Origin of the sequence: Gluconobacter sp. P5H9_a (assembly GCF_018812085.1) — a bacterium.
Lineage (GTDB): Bacteria > Pseudomonadota > Alphaproteobacteria > Acetobacterales > Acetobacteraceae > Gluconobacter.
Genome location: NZ_JACRVW010000006.1, coordinates 77,089 through 90,623 on the forward strand (window position 1 = coordinate 77,089; position 13,535 = coordinate 90,623).

Annotated in this window: 13 protein-coding genes and 2 tRNA genes; 6 read left to right on the forward strand and 9 right to left on the reverse strand. The window is 56.0% G+C overall.

The genetic code is table 11. The features are described from left to right. Window positions 1-62 precede the first annotated feature (62 nt). Window positions 63-287: an AlpA family transcriptional regulator gene (locus KP708_RS08200; protein ID WP_215748837.1), complete on the reverse strand. Its 225-nt coding sequence runs from the start codon at window positions 285-287 to the stop codon at window positions 63-65. Window positions 288-394: 107 nt separating this feature from the next. Between KP708_RS08200 and KP708_RS08205 the strand changes: the two genes are divergently transcribed. Beyond that, a complete protein-coding gene (locus tag KP708_RS08205) occupies window positions 395-1,228 on the forward strand; it encodes a helix-turn-helix domain-containing protein (RefSeq protein ID WP_252347213.1) in 834 nt (277 codons plus the stop codon). An 8-nt stretch (window positions 1,229-1,236) separates the two neighbouring features. On the opposite strand, the gene KP708_RS08210 is transcribed toward KP708_RS08205, so the two are convergent. After that, entirely contained in the window at window positions 1,237-2,433 is a 1,197-nt protein-coding gene (locus KP708_RS08210; protein ID WP_215748838.1) for a site-specific integrase, read from the reverse strand. A 304-nt stretch (window positions 2,434-2,737) separates the two neighbouring features. After that, window positions 2,738-4,360, reverse strand: a complete 1,623-nt coding sequence (gene guaA / locus KP708_RS08215; RefSeq protein ID WP_215748839.1) for a glutamine-hydrolyzing GMP synthase — start codon at window positions 4,358-4,360, stop codon at window positions 2,738-2,740. Between the two features lie 75 nt (window positions 4,361-4,435). On the opposite strand from guaA, the gene KP708_RS08220 reads away from it, so the two are divergent. The 3 genes from KP708_RS08220 (at window position 4,436) to KP708_RS08230 (ending at window position 5,063) form a co-directional block, all read left to right on the forward strand. Further along, window positions 4,436-4,810 (forward strand): hypothetical protein, encoded by a 375-nt coding sequence (locus KP708_RS08220; protein WP_202206619.1) that lies wholly within the window; start codon window positions 4,436-4,438, stop codon window positions 4,808-4,810. 63 nt (window positions 4,811-4,873) lie between these two features. Beyond that, window positions 4,874-4,950: transfer RNA gene (locus KP708_RS08225), tRNA-Arg, on the forward strand. 36 nt (window positions 4,951-4,986) lie between these two features. After that, window positions 4,987-5,063 (forward strand) — tRNA-Arg (locus KP708_RS08230). 20 nt (window positions 5,064-5,083) lie between these two features. Here the strand turns inward: KP708_RS08230 and KP708_RS08235 are convergent. The 3 genes from KP708_RS08235 to KP708_RS08245 are packed head-to-tail and all read right to left on the reverse strand — an operon-like array spanning window position 5,084 to window position 6,718. Then, on the reverse strand, window positions 5,084-5,593 hold the full coding sequence (locus tag KP708_RS08235) for a response regulator (protein ID WP_252347214.1): 510 nt from the start codon (window positions 5,591-5,593) through the stop codon (window positions 5,084-5,086). Window positions 5,594-5,636: 43 nt separating this feature from the next. Continuing rightward, window positions 5,637-6,329: a serine protease gene (locus tag KP708_RS08240; RefSeq protein WP_215748840.1), complete on the reverse strand. Its 693-nt coding sequence runs from the start codon at window positions 6,327-6,329 to the stop codon at window positions 5,637-5,639. Continuing rightward, window positions 6,326-6,718 (reverse strand): cytidine deaminase, encoded by a 393-nt coding sequence (locus KP708_RS08245; protein ID WP_215748841.1) that lies wholly within the window; start codon window positions 6,716-6,718, stop codon window positions 6,326-6,328. Before KP708_RS08245 ends, KP708_RS08240 begins: the two co-directional genes overlap by 4 nt. 68 nt (window positions 6,719-6,786) lie before the next feature. On the opposite strand from KP708_RS08245, the gene lysA reads away from it, so the two are divergent. Together lysA and KP708_RS08255 are read left to right on the forward strand one after the other, a co-directional pair. Further along, complete coding sequence (gene lysA / locus KP708_RS08250) at window positions 6,787-8,118, forward strand: diaminopimelate decarboxylase (protein ID WP_215748842.1); 1,332 nt, start codon at window positions 6,787-6,789, stop codon at window positions 8,116-8,118. Then, the gene (locus tag KP708_RS08255) at window positions 8,111-10,792 is read left to right on the forward strand and encodes a DUF4175 domain-containing protein (protein ID WP_215748843.1); all 2,682 of its coding nucleotides are present in this window, start codon (window positions 8,111-8,113) and stop codon (window positions 10,790-10,792) included. Before lysA ends, KP708_RS08255 begins: the two co-directional genes overlap by 8 nt. A 66-nt stretch (window positions 10,793-10,858) precedes the next feature. Here KP708_RS08255 and KP708_RS08260 read toward each other — a convergent pair whose 3' ends face one another. From KP708_RS08260 to KP708_RS08270, 3 genes are all read right to left on the reverse strand, one after another. Continuing rightward, window positions 10,859-11,545 carry an HAD family acid phosphatase gene (locus KP708_RS08260; RefSeq protein ID WP_215748844.1) on the reverse strand — a complete coding sequence of 229 codons (687 nt, stop codon included), beginning with the start codon at window positions 11,543-11,545 and terminating at the stop codon, window positions 10,859-10,861. Beyond that, window positions 11,542-12,684: an MFS transporter gene (locus KP708_RS08265; protein ID WP_202206613.1), complete on the reverse strand. Its 1,143-nt coding sequence runs from the start codon at window positions 12,682-12,684 to the stop codon at window positions 11,542-11,544. Before KP708_RS08265 ends, KP708_RS08260 begins: the two co-directional genes overlap by 4 nt. A 78-nt stretch (window positions 12,685-12,762) precedes the next feature. After that, window positions 12,763-13,527, reverse strand: a complete 765-nt coding sequence (locus tag KP708_RS08270; RefSeq protein WP_215748845.1) for a CDP-diacylglycerol diphosphatase — start codon at window positions 13,525-13,527, stop codon at window positions 12,763-12,765. Between the last annotated feature and the right edge of the window lie 8 nt (window positions 13,528-13,535).

A 13,535-nucleotide genomic window follows, 5' to 3' on the forward strand; every position in this document is an offset into this window, starting at 1 on the left:
TTTTTATCCACGAGATCAGGGGACTCAGTGCTCACCTGCATCAATCGCTACAGTTTGGATTGTCATACCGGCCCAGGACGAGAGGCTACGACACCAGACACCTTGCGTGCCTCGATCCACTCCTCAATTTCAGCCAGGTCCCAAGCGACGTTTCGACTGGTAAGAGCAATACGGCGAGGAAAATCTCCTCTCTGCTCCATGTTGAAAATAGTGCGCTCGGCCAACGGTATCATTGCATGAAGCTTTTTCCGGTCGATAAGCGCTTTGCTTTTTACTTTTCCCTCCATGGTCACTTTCCTTTGATATCGTGCAGATGCTTGACGATACCGGCCAGTGCCCGCAGGAACCTGAAAAATAGTTAGAATCTAGTTGTCATTCAGGATATAGTGGGACGATGAAAAAGAGAATGAAGATGCAGGACGCTTTTGATCCGTATCTTGAACGTATGGTTTCACAGTCTGAAACTTCCTCAGGTCGCATCAAAGCCAAGCTCAGTGACAGTTATGCATGGTGTTTCTGCGAACTCTGCGAAAAACCTACTGAATATTCAGCCATTTTAGAGGCGCCAAAGGTCGTTAAACGCCTCCAAAGAAGAAATGCCAAAGTTGTATCGCGGAGAGAGACTATATATGCATCAGCTCAGGAAAGAGCTGATGCATTAGTCTTGCGTTATGAGCAGGCATGCGAAGGCAAATTTGGCCCCTATGAGGCTGCCCGCATGTTGATGCACTACTGCGATATTCCTGAAATGCAGGGAGATCGATCTGTAGATGGCTTTCGAGAACAAATTGAAAGAAAAATGCTATTTGCGGAATGGGCTCGGCATGGTGAGTCCGTTTGGGCCACTAGACTACCGGGGCAGACGGACGGAGATGCAAAACCCAGCAAGCTCTATTGCGAAACACATAATCCAAGACGCAGCGATGATGCCCGCCGCGCTTACCAGCGAGATAGACGCTTCATATTAGAGTATCATGATTTCATTGAGAAAATCTGGAGCCAAGTCATTAACGCCGGTTCTCACCCGACATGGGATATTGAAAGCCATGCTCACGTCAGGAGAGAAGCTCGCCGCCAACTTCAGGCCCTTAAATCGCCCACCAGCATGATCGGCAATTTTCTAACTCAAGGGACTATGAATCAGGCTGAAATAGCGCGTCACCTTGGCGTATCTCGCCAGGCAGTTTCAGCAGCTATCAGACGACGCGCCAAGAAATCAGCCGAATAACGCCAATGTCACCGCTGCCTGATTGTCCATTCATCAATCATGTCAGCCCAATCCTGTAACATTGCTGTTCGCTGCTCGCGATATTCCGCTTTGTTATAGACTGCTCTTACGCCTTTCTGTTCATGAGCAAGGCACTTCTCGATCCAGTCAGTATTATAACCTGCCTCATGCAGCAGAGTGCTTGCCGTCCTGCGCAAATCATGAGGACCAAATTTTGCGAGCGACTTTCCTTCTTTCTGAGCGAGCCTGTGGGTCAGCGTGAGTACCTGATTGAGCGTGGCACTACTCATCGGCTGATCGGTGTCGTAGCGAGACGGCAATATATAATCTGAGCCACCGGAAAACGTCTTCAGTGCAATGAAAATATCGAGCGCCTGTCGCGACAGAAATACCAAATGGGGGTTGCGCCGCTTCATCCGCTCTTTGGGGATCGTCCAAAGCGCCTGACTAAAATTGACCTCGCTCCACGTTGCGTTGGTCAACTCGCTCTTTCGGACCATCGTCAGTAAAAGCAGCTTGGCTGCGGCCCGGATCGACGGGGTAGTGCCGATGCGCTCGATATACTGATACATCAGGCCGATCTCTTCAGGCGTCAGAGCACGATCCCTTGGGTCAAATTTTGCTATGCTGGTTGGACGAACCAGTTCAGCCGGATTTTCGACCTTCTGCCCTCGTTCGATAGCCCACCGGTAGACCTGAAACATCACCTCCCTTGCATGGACGGCTGTCGCTGGAGCGCCACGTTCGACAATGGCATCGGTCAGCGCCCGCAGGTCTTCATGGGTAATCTCCACAAGCTTCTGATTGGCGAATTTAGGCTTCAGCTCACGCTCGTAGACAGATTTGCGCATGTCACGGGTGGAGTCCGCCATCTGATATCCGCGCAGCCATTTCTCGGCCCACGCTCCGAACGTCTCCACGCCCTTGATACGCGCCTTTTCACGAGCTTTTTCCTTCGCAGGTGACTTCCCTGCTGCGATCAGCTTTTTAGCTTCTCCTAATTGCTCACGGGCTTCGGCCAGAGTGATTCCCCCAACGCCATACCGCCCAAAGGTCAGGGTCTCCTGCCTGCCATGAATCGCATAGTTATATCGGAACGATATGCTGCCCGCAGGCGTAACCGCAACGTACAACCCATCGCGGTCATTCACCTTGTAGAGCTTATCCATCGGCTTGAGGTTGCGCAGTTTGGTATCGGTCAACATCGGTTCGTGGCACCCACATAACGATACCATGATCAAAACTGCCAAAATAATCAGAGAAATCTCTTTTTATTCAACAGGTTATTGGAAATTAATACCATAACATCCACAAAGTGTCCGACATGGTATCAACAAAAATCATGGCATCAGACTCAGTCAGTGCCACGCACTATGCCATAAAAAATAACTGCTTGGCGATACCGTTCGGTGCCAGATAATGCCGGACCAAAAAACAAAAAAGCCCGCATTTCTGCGGGCTTTAAGGCACTTTCATGCCGGGTGATGCCACCCTATGCCAGACCCGGAATCATTCCCACTCGATCGTCCCCGGTGGCTTGGACGTAATGTCGTAAGTCACGCGGTTAATGCCACGGACTTCATTGACGATACGACCCGCTACCCGGTTCAGGAATGCAAAGTCGAACGGATAGACTTCGGCTGTCATACCATCCGTGCTGGTCACAGCACGCAGGGCACAGGCTTGGTCATAGGTCCGACCATCGCCCATGACGCCCACGGTGCGGACCGGAAGCAGCACGGCAAAAGCCTGCCAGATGGCATCGTACAGGCCGGCATTGCGGATTTCTTCCAGGTAGATAGCGTCCACCTTCCGCAGAAGATCCAGCTTTTCCTTGTCGATCTCACCTGGAATACGAATAGCAAGCCCCGGCCCCGGGAACGGATGACGTCCCACGATGTGTTCCGGAATTCCAAGTTCACGCCCCAGTTCACGAACTTCGTCCTTGAACAGTTCGCGCAGAGGCTCGACCAGCTGCATATTCATGCGATCCGGCAAGCCGCCAACGTTATGATGGGACTTGATGGTAACGGACGGGCCACCCGTGAAGCTGACGCTTTCAATTACGTCTGGGTAAAGCGTGCCCTGAGCAAGGAACTGTGCGCCACCAAGCTTTGCAGCTTCTTCCTCGAACACTTCGATAAAGAGACGGCCAATGGTCTTCCGCTTGATTTCCGGATCCTTGACGCCTGCCAGTTCACCAAGAAACAGATCAGATGCGTCGCGATGAACCAGACGGATATTGAAGCGACCACGGAACGTCTTGACGACTTCGTCGGCTTCACCGGAACGCAGGATGCCCGGATCAACGAAAATACAGGTCAGTTGGTCGCCAATAGCATCGTGAATCAGCTTCGCAGCCACGGAGCTGTCCACGCCGCCGGACAGACCACAGATGACGCGCCCATCCCCAACTTGCTTACGGATACGGGCGATTTCCAGCTCACGGAAGCCAGCCATCGTCCAGGTCCCGGTACAGCCAGCAACATTATGCGTGAAGTTGCGGATCAGGGCAGCACCATGAGGCGTATGCACGACTTCCGGGTGGAACTGCACGCCATACAGGCGCCGACCTTCATCGGCGATGATCGCAAACGGAGCACCTTCCGAATAGGCAACAGCACGGAAGCCCGGCGGAAGCTGCGTGACGCGATCGCCATGGCTCATCCAGACCTGCTCGCGCTTACCACGAGCCCAAACGCCACGGAACAGAGCGCAATCTTCAGCGATGTCGATATAGGCGCGACCGAATTCACGATGCTCGTGCGTTTCGACCTTGCCGCCAAGCTTCTGGCACATCGCCTGCTGGCCATAGCAGATACCGAGAACCGGGCGGTTCAGGGAGAACACGATTTCCGGAATCGCAGGAGCGTTTTCATCATGGACGCTGGCAGGGCTACCCGACAGAATAATGCCACGTGGATTGAATTCGCGGATCTTTTCGTCTGTCGCCGTGAAGGGCCAGATTTCGCAGTAAACGCCGCTTTCGCGCACGCGGCGGGCGATAAGCTGCGTTACCTGGCTTCCGAAATCCAGAATGAGGATGCGGTCTTCGTGGAGCGTTTCGTCGAGCTTCGCGACGGTGGTGGCGTCCTGCTGGGTCAATGTGATGGCCTCGCGTTCCGTGTTCATGGTGCCTTTTGATGCTCTCCTATAAGGTGTTGTGTCGTCTGCGTCATCCATTCTGCATCACAGGACAGGCACAACATGCGCCCGATCGCTCTTTTTTCTCTTTCTGCCATGGCTTTTCTGGCAGCTTGCGCCACTCCTGACCCTGGAAATGATCCCTCAGGACGGTGGGTAGGCGCGCTCGTCACGGATCAAGGCTCCTGCCCGACCGAACGCACGTCCACGCTCGAAATCCGTGGACGAAAAATCGTTTTTACACCGGGAGACGGCTCTGAGGTTCTCGTGGGAACCTATCAACCTGGCGCACATCACTATCATGCGGAACTTGCCAGCAAGGACATGAATGGCCACCAGACTGCACTGGTTTTTAACGGATATCCCGTTGGCCAGGCGATTGGCGGCACTTTCGGTTCCAGCGCCTGTCGGGCCCACATCACCATGACAAGAAAGTAGAAATTAATTTTCGGAGGGGGGTTGTCAGGTTTTAAAACCGCCTGTAAAACCCCGCCTCAAGACGCACCCGTAGCTCAACTGGATAGAGCACCAGACTACGAATCTGGGGGTTAGAGGTTCAAGTCCTTTCGGGTGCACCATCTTACTTTTGGCTCTGCCAAAAACATATCGTGTCCGCACCCGTAGCTCAACTGGATAGAGCACCAGACTACGAATCTGGGGGTTAGAGGTTCAAGTCCTTTCGGGTGCACCACACGACATCTTCACAAAAAATCAGTGCTGCAACGCCTTAAGAGCGCGATAGACATCTTCCCATTCGTATGGCTTGGGAAGAAACATTGCCTTGTTTGGCAGAGGCCGCTTTTCCTGAAGATAAGCACCAGAGGTCAGCACAACACCGATCTGCGGCCAACGAGCGCCAACCGTCTCAGCCAGATCCAGTCCGTTAATCCGTCCGGGCATATTCACATCAGAAAATACCAAATCAACGGCTTCGCCTTTGGAAAGGATATCCATGGCTTCGTCGGCAGTCGCAGCAAGAATCGGGTTATAGCCCGCATCTTCAAGCATATCCGCAGCCAGGAAGCGCAACAGGGCCTGGTCTTCAACCACCAGAACATTCTTGCGATGCGTCAGATAGGCGTTGCTCGCATGCATGCCACGAGACTGCCCGACAGACGCCGTTCCTTTCCCTGCCATGACATACATAAAGTGCCCCTTTCCGGACCGAATAAAAAGCGGGAACATCACGAATGATGTTTCCCGACCCTTCAAACGCGTCATGCAGGCGATGTTTGCAGAATTATGAAAATTCTTCTGCCATCAACTAGGGAACGAGCGGAGCAGCCAACCCGCCGGGCCCCACATCTGCCGCGACAGCAAGCCCACCGATACCCCACGCTCCGTCAGGCTTTTGAAGCAGAAGCGGAGCGCCGCTCACTCCTTTTGTCGCCTCGCAATCGTGATGGACAAGACCACTGACTGTCACTCCGTTGATATGACAGTCCAGATCGCCGAATGGCACTTCGTTTCTATCTTGCGAATACCCAACCAGCATTGCCCTTGCGCCATCATGCACAGGAATCGCCGGGAGAAGATCCCGCGTCGCGATAACTGGTTCTGACAGCAACAGTGTTGCCCGATCACTGGCCCCAGTAGCGGATTCGTTTTTCGGGTCGTATCCGGGTGGGATAATGAATCGCACAACATGAGCATGTTGGCGGTATGAGCCCCGCGAGTATCCCATCAGCACATGAACATCGCCTGGTCGTATATAAGTGTGCGTTTTCGGCAGCCAGAGACAGTGAGCTGCCGTCATGACTACATTGGGAGCAACGGCAAAACCCGTGCATTTGACACCGAGTCCCGTCTGTACTCGCCCCAGAATTCGCCAGGGTGCCGCACGGACATCAATCAGTTCACGTCTGGCCCCGTCCCCAAGACCGGGCAGAGACGGAAGAGGCTGCGCACAGACCGTTCCCACCACCAGCAGTCCAAGCAGACAGGGCCAGTATTTCATTCCAGATTGTCCGGACCGAATGCGTCAGGCAGCAACTCTGCGAGGGTACGTGTCAGGAGCAAGGCTCCTGTGGGCGAAATCATGTGCACTTTCAGATCAGGCAGGCCGAATTCACGTAGCTTCTGCCGACAGCCGCCACATGGTGTGCAAGGTTGATCTCCGCCCCCTACAATCACGATTTCCTCAATCCGTCGGCCACCAGCGAGAATCATAGCCGAAATGGCCCCGCCTTCAGCACAGGTCCCGAGCGGATAGGCTGCATTTTCGACATTACAGCCTGAATGAACGACGCCCTCACAGCGCAGGGCCGCGCCAACCTGAAAGCGGGAGTATGGCGCATAGGCCCGGGATCGGGCTTCAAGAGCCCGGGAGATCAGTTCTTCCATCATAATTCAGACACTAGCGCCTGTGTGAACAGCTTGGAACATCCAAGCGTCCACGATACGGTAGGAAGATCATGAATGCTCTCTCTTCCGAACCCACGCTCAACGACCTTCTGACAAGCCGCCCTCCTCTGGAGGTCAATGCGCGCGATGGTCTTCTTTTTGAAGGCGTGCCTTTGCACGTCATCGCCGCCGTAGCAGGAACCCCCTGCTGGATCACGGGAGCAGGCACACTGCGCCGCCGGGCAAACGCGCTCAAAGCTGCGTTTGAATCTCGCAGGTTGCCGGTGCATTTCCATTTCGCGATGAAATCACAGGATCATCAAGCCACACTGACGATCCTCCGCGAATGTGGCTATGGCGTCGACATCGTGAGCGGTGGAGAGATGACCCGCGCGCTACATGCCGGGATCAAGCCGGATGGAATCGTCTTTTCAGGCGTCGGGAAATCGGATCTTGAACTTCGCGCCGCAGTGGAACACGGCATCCGGCAGATCAATGTCGAGAGCGTGGAAGAGCTTTATCGCCTGAACGATATTGCACGGGCCTGTGGCAAGGTTGCTCCGGCGGCACTCCGCGTGAACCCGGATGTCGACGCACAGACGCATGACAAGATCAGCACTGGCCGCGCAGGAGACAAGTTCGGGATTGAGCACCGCCGTGCGGTCGAACTGTACGCCGAAGCCTCGGCTTTGGAGCATGTGGAGCTTGTCGGTCTGGCAGTTCATCTCGGCAGTCAGATGCTGACGGCTGAGCCCTTCCGCCAGGGTTATTCCCGTCTGGCCGATATGGTTCGGGAAATTCGTGCCCTAGGGCATACCGTCAAAACAGTGGACTGTGGCGGCGGCCTAGGCATTCGCTATCAGGACGAAATCGCTCCACCACCGGAAATGCTGGCCGGTGTCATTGCCGAAACACTTGGAGACCTTGGGGTAGAGCTCAGCATTGAGCCCGGCCGCTGGCTTTCCGCACCGACCGGAATTCTGCTGTCCCGTGTGATCGAAACAAAAGCGGGCAATCCGGATTTCGTCGTGATCGACGCGGCAATGAACGATCTCGCCCGTCCTGCGCTTTATGATTCTTGGCACGGTATTTTGCCCGTCGCTCCGGCGGCATTCAACGATTCACTCAAGCCGTGGGACGTGGTGGGGCCAGTCTGTGAAAGCAGCGATATCTTTGCCAAGGACCGGGTTCTGCCCGCTTCCCTGAAGCGCGGAGATCTTGTGGCCCTTCTGGATACGGGAGCGTACGGATCCGTCATGAGTTCGACCTATAATTCCCGGCCTTTTGCTGCGCAGGTTCTGGTCGATAATGGTCGCTGGGAGATCATTCGCCAGCGCCAGAGCGTCGAAGACCTGATCGCCGCAGAAACTATTCCGGACTGGCTCCTGCCCGCCCATGGCTGATTCGTTTGCCGCAGCAGCTCGCCTAGCTTCCGTCCGCCGTCGCGCTCGACGCGTTCTGTGGTGGGAACACGCCTGGCCAGCTCTGCGCTGGTCTTTGCTTCTTGCGGCATTCTATCTGCTGGCCTGTCTGGCCCGCATTCCCCAGTCACTGCCTGACTGGTTGCACGCTCTTTTCGAGCTCACAGTCTTAGGAACTGCCTTCTGGCTGGGCGTCAAAGGCCTGCGTGCTATTCCGCAGCCTACGGATGCTCAGGTTGATCGCCGGATCGAGCGCGACTCTCGCCTCGCCTATCAACCCCTTCTGACCTTGGCAGACCGCCCAGCTTACGCAGCAGATGGCGAACAAGGCGCCATCTGGACGCAGCACATTCAGCGTGTGGTTTCTTCTCTGGGGCCGCTTAAGGTCAGCCTGCCAAAGCCAGACGTCACGACGCAGGAAAAACTGGGGCTTATCTCTGTCGCCGCAGCCCTGGCCATTGCGGCCATTCTGAGCGGATCACACTCCCAGTCCCGCTTGCACGCTGGCCTTGTCCCCGGTGTCGATGACGACAGTATTCCGCTCCCGTCCGTTCAGGCCTGGATCGACCGTCCATCCTACGCTCCCGGCGCGCCAGTGTTTCTGTCGCAAACCCAGCAGGGCAATCCCATCCACGTTCCTCAGGGGGCCATTCTGAATGCGACCATCACAGGCACATCCGGGCGTCCGGTTCTTCGGGGGGCGACGTCCATCAGTCATGACCGTCTGGATGAACAGAGCTGGAGCGAAAAAGCCACGTTGCAGCAGACCGGTACTGTTACGCTAAAAGCCCGCGGCCGCACGCTGGGTTCATGGCGCGTGGACGTCGAGCCGGATCTGCCCCCAGTCGTAGCCTGGGACGGAAAACCCGCTCCCCAGAAAGATGACTGGCGCACCAGCCTTCCCTGGCACGTTCAACAGACTTATGGCGTAGCCTCTCTGGAAGCGGAAATCAGACTACCTGACCTGCCTAAAGGCCGCGTCGTGCGTGTTCCAGTGCCACTGAATGGACACCCCAAAGATGCAAAGGGAGAGGCACGCCCAGATCTTTCTTCGGACCCCTTTGCCGGAATGGAAGTCGAAGGTCGCCTTCATGCCGTTAGTGTCTCTGGTCGAGAAAACCACAGTGCTTTTGTTCGCTTCCACCTAGGTTCCCGGAAGTTTTCGGACCCACTGGCACGAGCCATTGTCGCATTGCGTCGTCGGTTGATGCTGGGACAGGAACGCCCCCAGCAGGCGGCAGACGAACTGAAGCTCCTGACGCAGACAACGGATGTCCTCGCCCTTCTCGCCCCGCTAGGCCTCGATATTGCTTCCCTGCAATCCAATGCTCCTGAAGGAGCGGCGGAACAGGTGCCGGGGCAGCTTTGGGCACTGGCTCTGTATCTTGATGATCTCAGCCGGGACGGGCCGGAAATTGCTGATGCAGCCGCGGCCGTCCGAGCAGCACAGCAGAGTGTTCAGCAACAGCTCGATCACATGCAGTCTCTGGGAGAGAAAGGCCATACTCTGGCTGAACAGGAAGAACTTCAGAAGCGCACGAAAGCTCTCAAGGACGCCCTTAACCACCGCATGCAGCTTCTTTTTCAAAAGGCAGCCCAGAGCGGCATCATGATGCCGCAATCTGGCACAAGCTCTGCTGATCCATGGTCAGATCAGATGCAGCGCCTTCAGAATGAAGCATCGCAGGGGCATGGGGATGAAGCATTACGTAAACTCCAGCAGATGGAAGACATGGCCGAGCATATGCGTCAGGCCACGCCGGAAGATCTGAAAGCCCTCGCGGCTCAGATGAAGGCTCAGGAAGAAGCACGCGCGCAACGTGCCGCCCTTCATGATCTGGTTCATCGGGAAACGACCCTGCTGGATCATGCACAGGCCCGTTTGTCTGCCGCCCGCAAGGCCGCTCTGCCGCCTGATCAGCAGGACGGGCATGAAGACATCAGCCAGATGTCCACAGCCGATTTGCTGCGCCAGCTTGGAATGCAGCCTCCGCCGAATATGGAACAGTCAGCATCTCCTAAACCCGCAGCGCCTGTTGATCCCGCGACAGTTGCTGTGCAATCTCCTGAGCGCCGCGCAGATCATGCCTTTCAGCGTGCACTGTCTCGTGTCGATGAAATTCTTGGCCGGCGGGTAAAGGACCTGACAGGCAAGCCCGCCACTGCGTTCGACAAGGCAAAAGCGGATATGCAAGATGCTCGCAAGGCCTTGGCAGACCGTAAGGATGATCAGGCACTTACGGCAGAACAGAAGGCTCTCGCAGATCTGTCTGAGGCCGGAAAGCAGATGCGCCAAAGCCAGAAGTCCGGCGGGTCTGGTCAGGGTAAAGGCGGAAGCCTGAGTTTCATCCCATCCATGGGCGGTGGTGGCTCCGGGCAACAGCAGCATGGCAAGGCTGGACAGCAGGGCGACGGAGGCGATCAGCCTGACGCCGGAGATGACGACGACGGGGACGAAGACCGCAAGGATCAGGATCCACTGGGCCGCAAGCTCGGTGAAGGCCAGAGTGGCAAGGATTCGGACGCCCACATCCCTGATCGTAACGCCCGTGATCGGGCGCGGGACATCGAACGTGAGCTACGTCGTCGCGCTTCCGACAGAACCCGCCCTCAGGGTGAACTGGACTATCTGGAACGTCTTCTAAAGTCGTTTTGAGGCCACAAAAAAAGGTGCTCAGGATTTTCTCCTGAGCACCTTTTTTATACCCAAAACAGATATGTCTCAGGGAACGCGATAAAACGGGTTGGGAAGAAGGAAGCCCTTCTCTGCATGTCCGTCCGCAAGATCAGAAGGCTGATCTCCCAGGCTTGCAATGATCGTATAACCCTTGGCCTCGAGGGCAGCGCGTGCTGGTGCCTTATAGTGCGCCGCATACCCATGAGATGTCATTGGACGCAGATCCAGTCCGTCCCAATGCTTGATTCCAGCCAAATGAAGATTGCGTGCTGTCGCTTCGCGCTCATCTTCATGACGGCCAGTGATGAAGAACACAGCGACATGATTTCGCTCGGCTTCATCAATCAGAGCCAGCGTGGAAGCGAACGCTGGAGCACGGCCGCTCTTTTCCCAGGCAATCGCCCCGCAAGGACCTTTCGGCAGCGCGTCACAGGGACCATTGGCAATATAACCAAAGTTGTCCGCGCGGATCTCGTCCCAATTGGAGAGTGTCGTCTCATCAATATCGAGAACAATAGCCGGCTTGCGAACCTGAGGCGCTCGCTCGGATATCCAATGACGAGCCTGTGCGATCACCGTGTCGAAATCGTGCTGATAATCGCCGCTATCATGATACGCGCTGGCAGCCATGACAGCGTCACCAACGTTGGCAGGCTGCTCGGCGTAGGCTGCAAATGGCGTGAGAGCCGCACTGAAGAAAAGCCCGGTGGCGAGCAGAAAGGAACGGGTCATGGCGGGGCCACCTTTCGCGAAAAGAGAACAAGACCGACCCCAACCAGGGCCAGAGCCGTTCCGATAACGGAAACACCGGGATAACCCAACCCCATGGACAAGGCGACCCCTCCTAAAGCCGCACCAAGCGCATTTCCAAGATTGAAGGCACCAATATTAACCGAGGAGGCCAGGGCGGGTGCATCGTGAGCCGCCTGCATGACGCGCATCTGAAGAGCAGGCATCAGAGCGAATGTCGCTGCGCCCCAGACAAGAGTTGCGATCAGCGCACCCGGCACGGTTTGAGCCGCCCAGGGGAAGAGCAGCATGACGGCCCCTAGAATGGGGAAAAACATGAGCAGACTGCCATCCAGAGAGCGGTCTGCGCTGCGACCACCAATCGCATTTCCGATTGAGAAGCCGACACCAGTCAGCATCAGGGCAACCGTAATGACCAGCGGGCTGGCATGCGTGATGTGCTGAAGAATAGGCGTGATGTACGTGTAGAGCACGAACATGGCCCCTGCCCCGATGGCCGTTGTGGTCAGGGCGAGGAGGACGTTCGCCCTCAGCAACGCCTTGAGTTCACTTGCAACGTCTGGAACAGGGCCTGCCTCTCGAGCGGGAAGAGCCAGTTGCACGGCAATCATGGTCAGAACGCCCAAAATAGCCGTCACACCAAAGGCCATGTGCCAGCCGAAATTCATACCAAGCCACGTTGCGGCAGGCACGCCAACGATATTGGCGACTGTTAAACCCATGAACATGGTCGCAACTGCACTCGCCCGGCGCTCTGGTGCAACAACGGCAGACGCTTCTACAGCGCCCAGCCCGAAGAATGCGCCATGTGCCAGGCTGGTCAGTACACGAGAAGCAAACAGAAGCTCGTAACTTCCTGCGACGGCAGACAGAAGATTACCCGCAACGTAAAGCCCCATCAGGAGTGTCAGGGCGAATTTCCGGCGAAGTCTTGCGAGAAGAAGAGTAATGAAAGGCGCGCCGACCATCACGCCCACAGCGTAAGCCGTTACAAGCCCGCCCGCTTTCGGGACGGTAACCTGAAGGCCCTGCGCAATGACAGGCAGAAGACCCATCGGAGTGAATTCGGTGGTTCCGATGGCGAACGCGCCCACGGCCAGCGCCAATAAAGGCCAGTTCACGGGCAATCTCCGGGATTAACAAGTGTTCGAGGATGATCGAACCATGCCAGTCCCGGAGGCAGAGAACAAGATGAAGGGTTACATCATCCCATTCATGTGCATACCCGGCTCCATGCTGTCCATATGCATGCTCTTGTGTTTCGGATCATCAATCTTGCACTTGTGATCCTGAACTTCCTCACCGGACGCACGGTCCAGAGCATGAGCGACATCGTCGAGAATGACGAAGCCGCCATGATGACCCGGCGTCACCACGATCGTATGGTCACCCATGTTGTCCGCACCGATCAGACGGAAAGGGGACGGATCAAGGGTCTGCACCAGCTTGGCCCGGTATGGATGACCGTAAAGGGAGACTGGGGTCCAGTCCTCACCAATCATGTTCTTGTCGATTTCCCCACGGACGTAGGGCGTCAGACAATCGATATGGATATGAAGCTGGTCCTGCGTCCGGCCATCACGAGAATTGATGGTCAGCGAAAGGTGGTCGTCTGGAACGGGAAAACCATACCCTTCCGGGACCCGATGACGTTCGGACCAGGCTTCAGAGAAATAGTTTGGCGTTTCGGGCTGAAGCAGCGAAGGGTCTTCGATGCCTGGCACTTTCCGCGTCGGGATCAGTAGATACTGACCATGCCCATACAAGTCTTTCAGGAGAGCATAGCCGTCCTGCGGGTCATAAACTGCACACGGATGATGCCGGGCATCCTTCGCACAACGGTCCCCTACGAGTTCCCACAACTTGTTACGGTCATGCCCCGGAACCTTGCCACAGCCGACAAGGCCGGCACCAATCGTGAGGGCCGCACACAGTCCCAATGCAGCCTTAGTCCCGATCTTCATTCTCAAAC

Bases quoted from the DNA above. Each gene is read 5' to 3' on its own strand.
- KP708_RS08200 (WP_215748837.1), bottom strand. From the start codon at position 287: ATGGAGGGAAAAGTAAAAAGCAAAGCGCTTATCGACCGGAAAAAGCTT.
- KP708_RS08205 (WP_252347213.1), top strand. From the start codon at position 395: ATGAAAAAGAGAATGAAGATGCAGGACGCTTTTGATCCGTATCTTGAA.
- KP708_RS08210 (WP_215748838.1), bottom strand. From the start codon at position 2,433: ATGTTGACCGATACCAAACTGCGCAACCTCAAGCCGATGGATAAGCTC.
- guaA (WP_215748839.1), bottom strand. From the start codon at position 4,360: ATGAACACGGAACGCGAGGCCATCACATTGACCCAGCAGGACGCCACC.
- KP708_RS08220 (WP_202206619.1), top strand. From the start codon at position 4,436: ATGCGCCCGATCGCTCTTTTTTCTCTTTCTGCCATGGCTTTTCTGGCA.
- KP708_RS08235 (WP_252347214.1), bottom strand. From the start codon at position 5,593: ATGACGCGTTTGAAGGGTCGGGAAACATCATTCGTGATGTTCCCGCTT.
- KP708_RS08240 (WP_215748840.1), bottom strand. From the start codon at position 6,329: ATGAAATACTGGCCCTGTCTGCTTGGACTGCTGGTGGTGGGAACGGTC.
- KP708_RS08245 (WP_215748841.1), bottom strand. From the start codon at position 6,718: ATGATGGAAGAACTGATCTCCCGGGCTCTTGAAGCCCGATCCCGGGCC.
- lysA (WP_215748842.1), top strand. From the start codon at position 6,787: ATGAATGCTCTCTCTTCCGAACCCACGCTCAACGACCTTCTGACAAGC.
- KP708_RS08255 (WP_215748843.1), top strand. From the start codon at position 8,111: ATGGCTGATTCGTTTGCCGCAGCAGCTCGCCTAGCTTCCGTCCGCCGT.
- KP708_RS08260 (WP_215748844.1), bottom strand. From the start codon at position 11,545: ATGACCCGTTCCTTTCTGCTCGCCACCGGGCTTTTCTTCAGTGCGGCT.
- KP708_RS08270 (WP_215748845.1), bottom strand. From the start codon at position 13,527: ATGAAGATCGGGACTAAGGCTGCATTGGGACTGTGTGCGGCCCTCACG.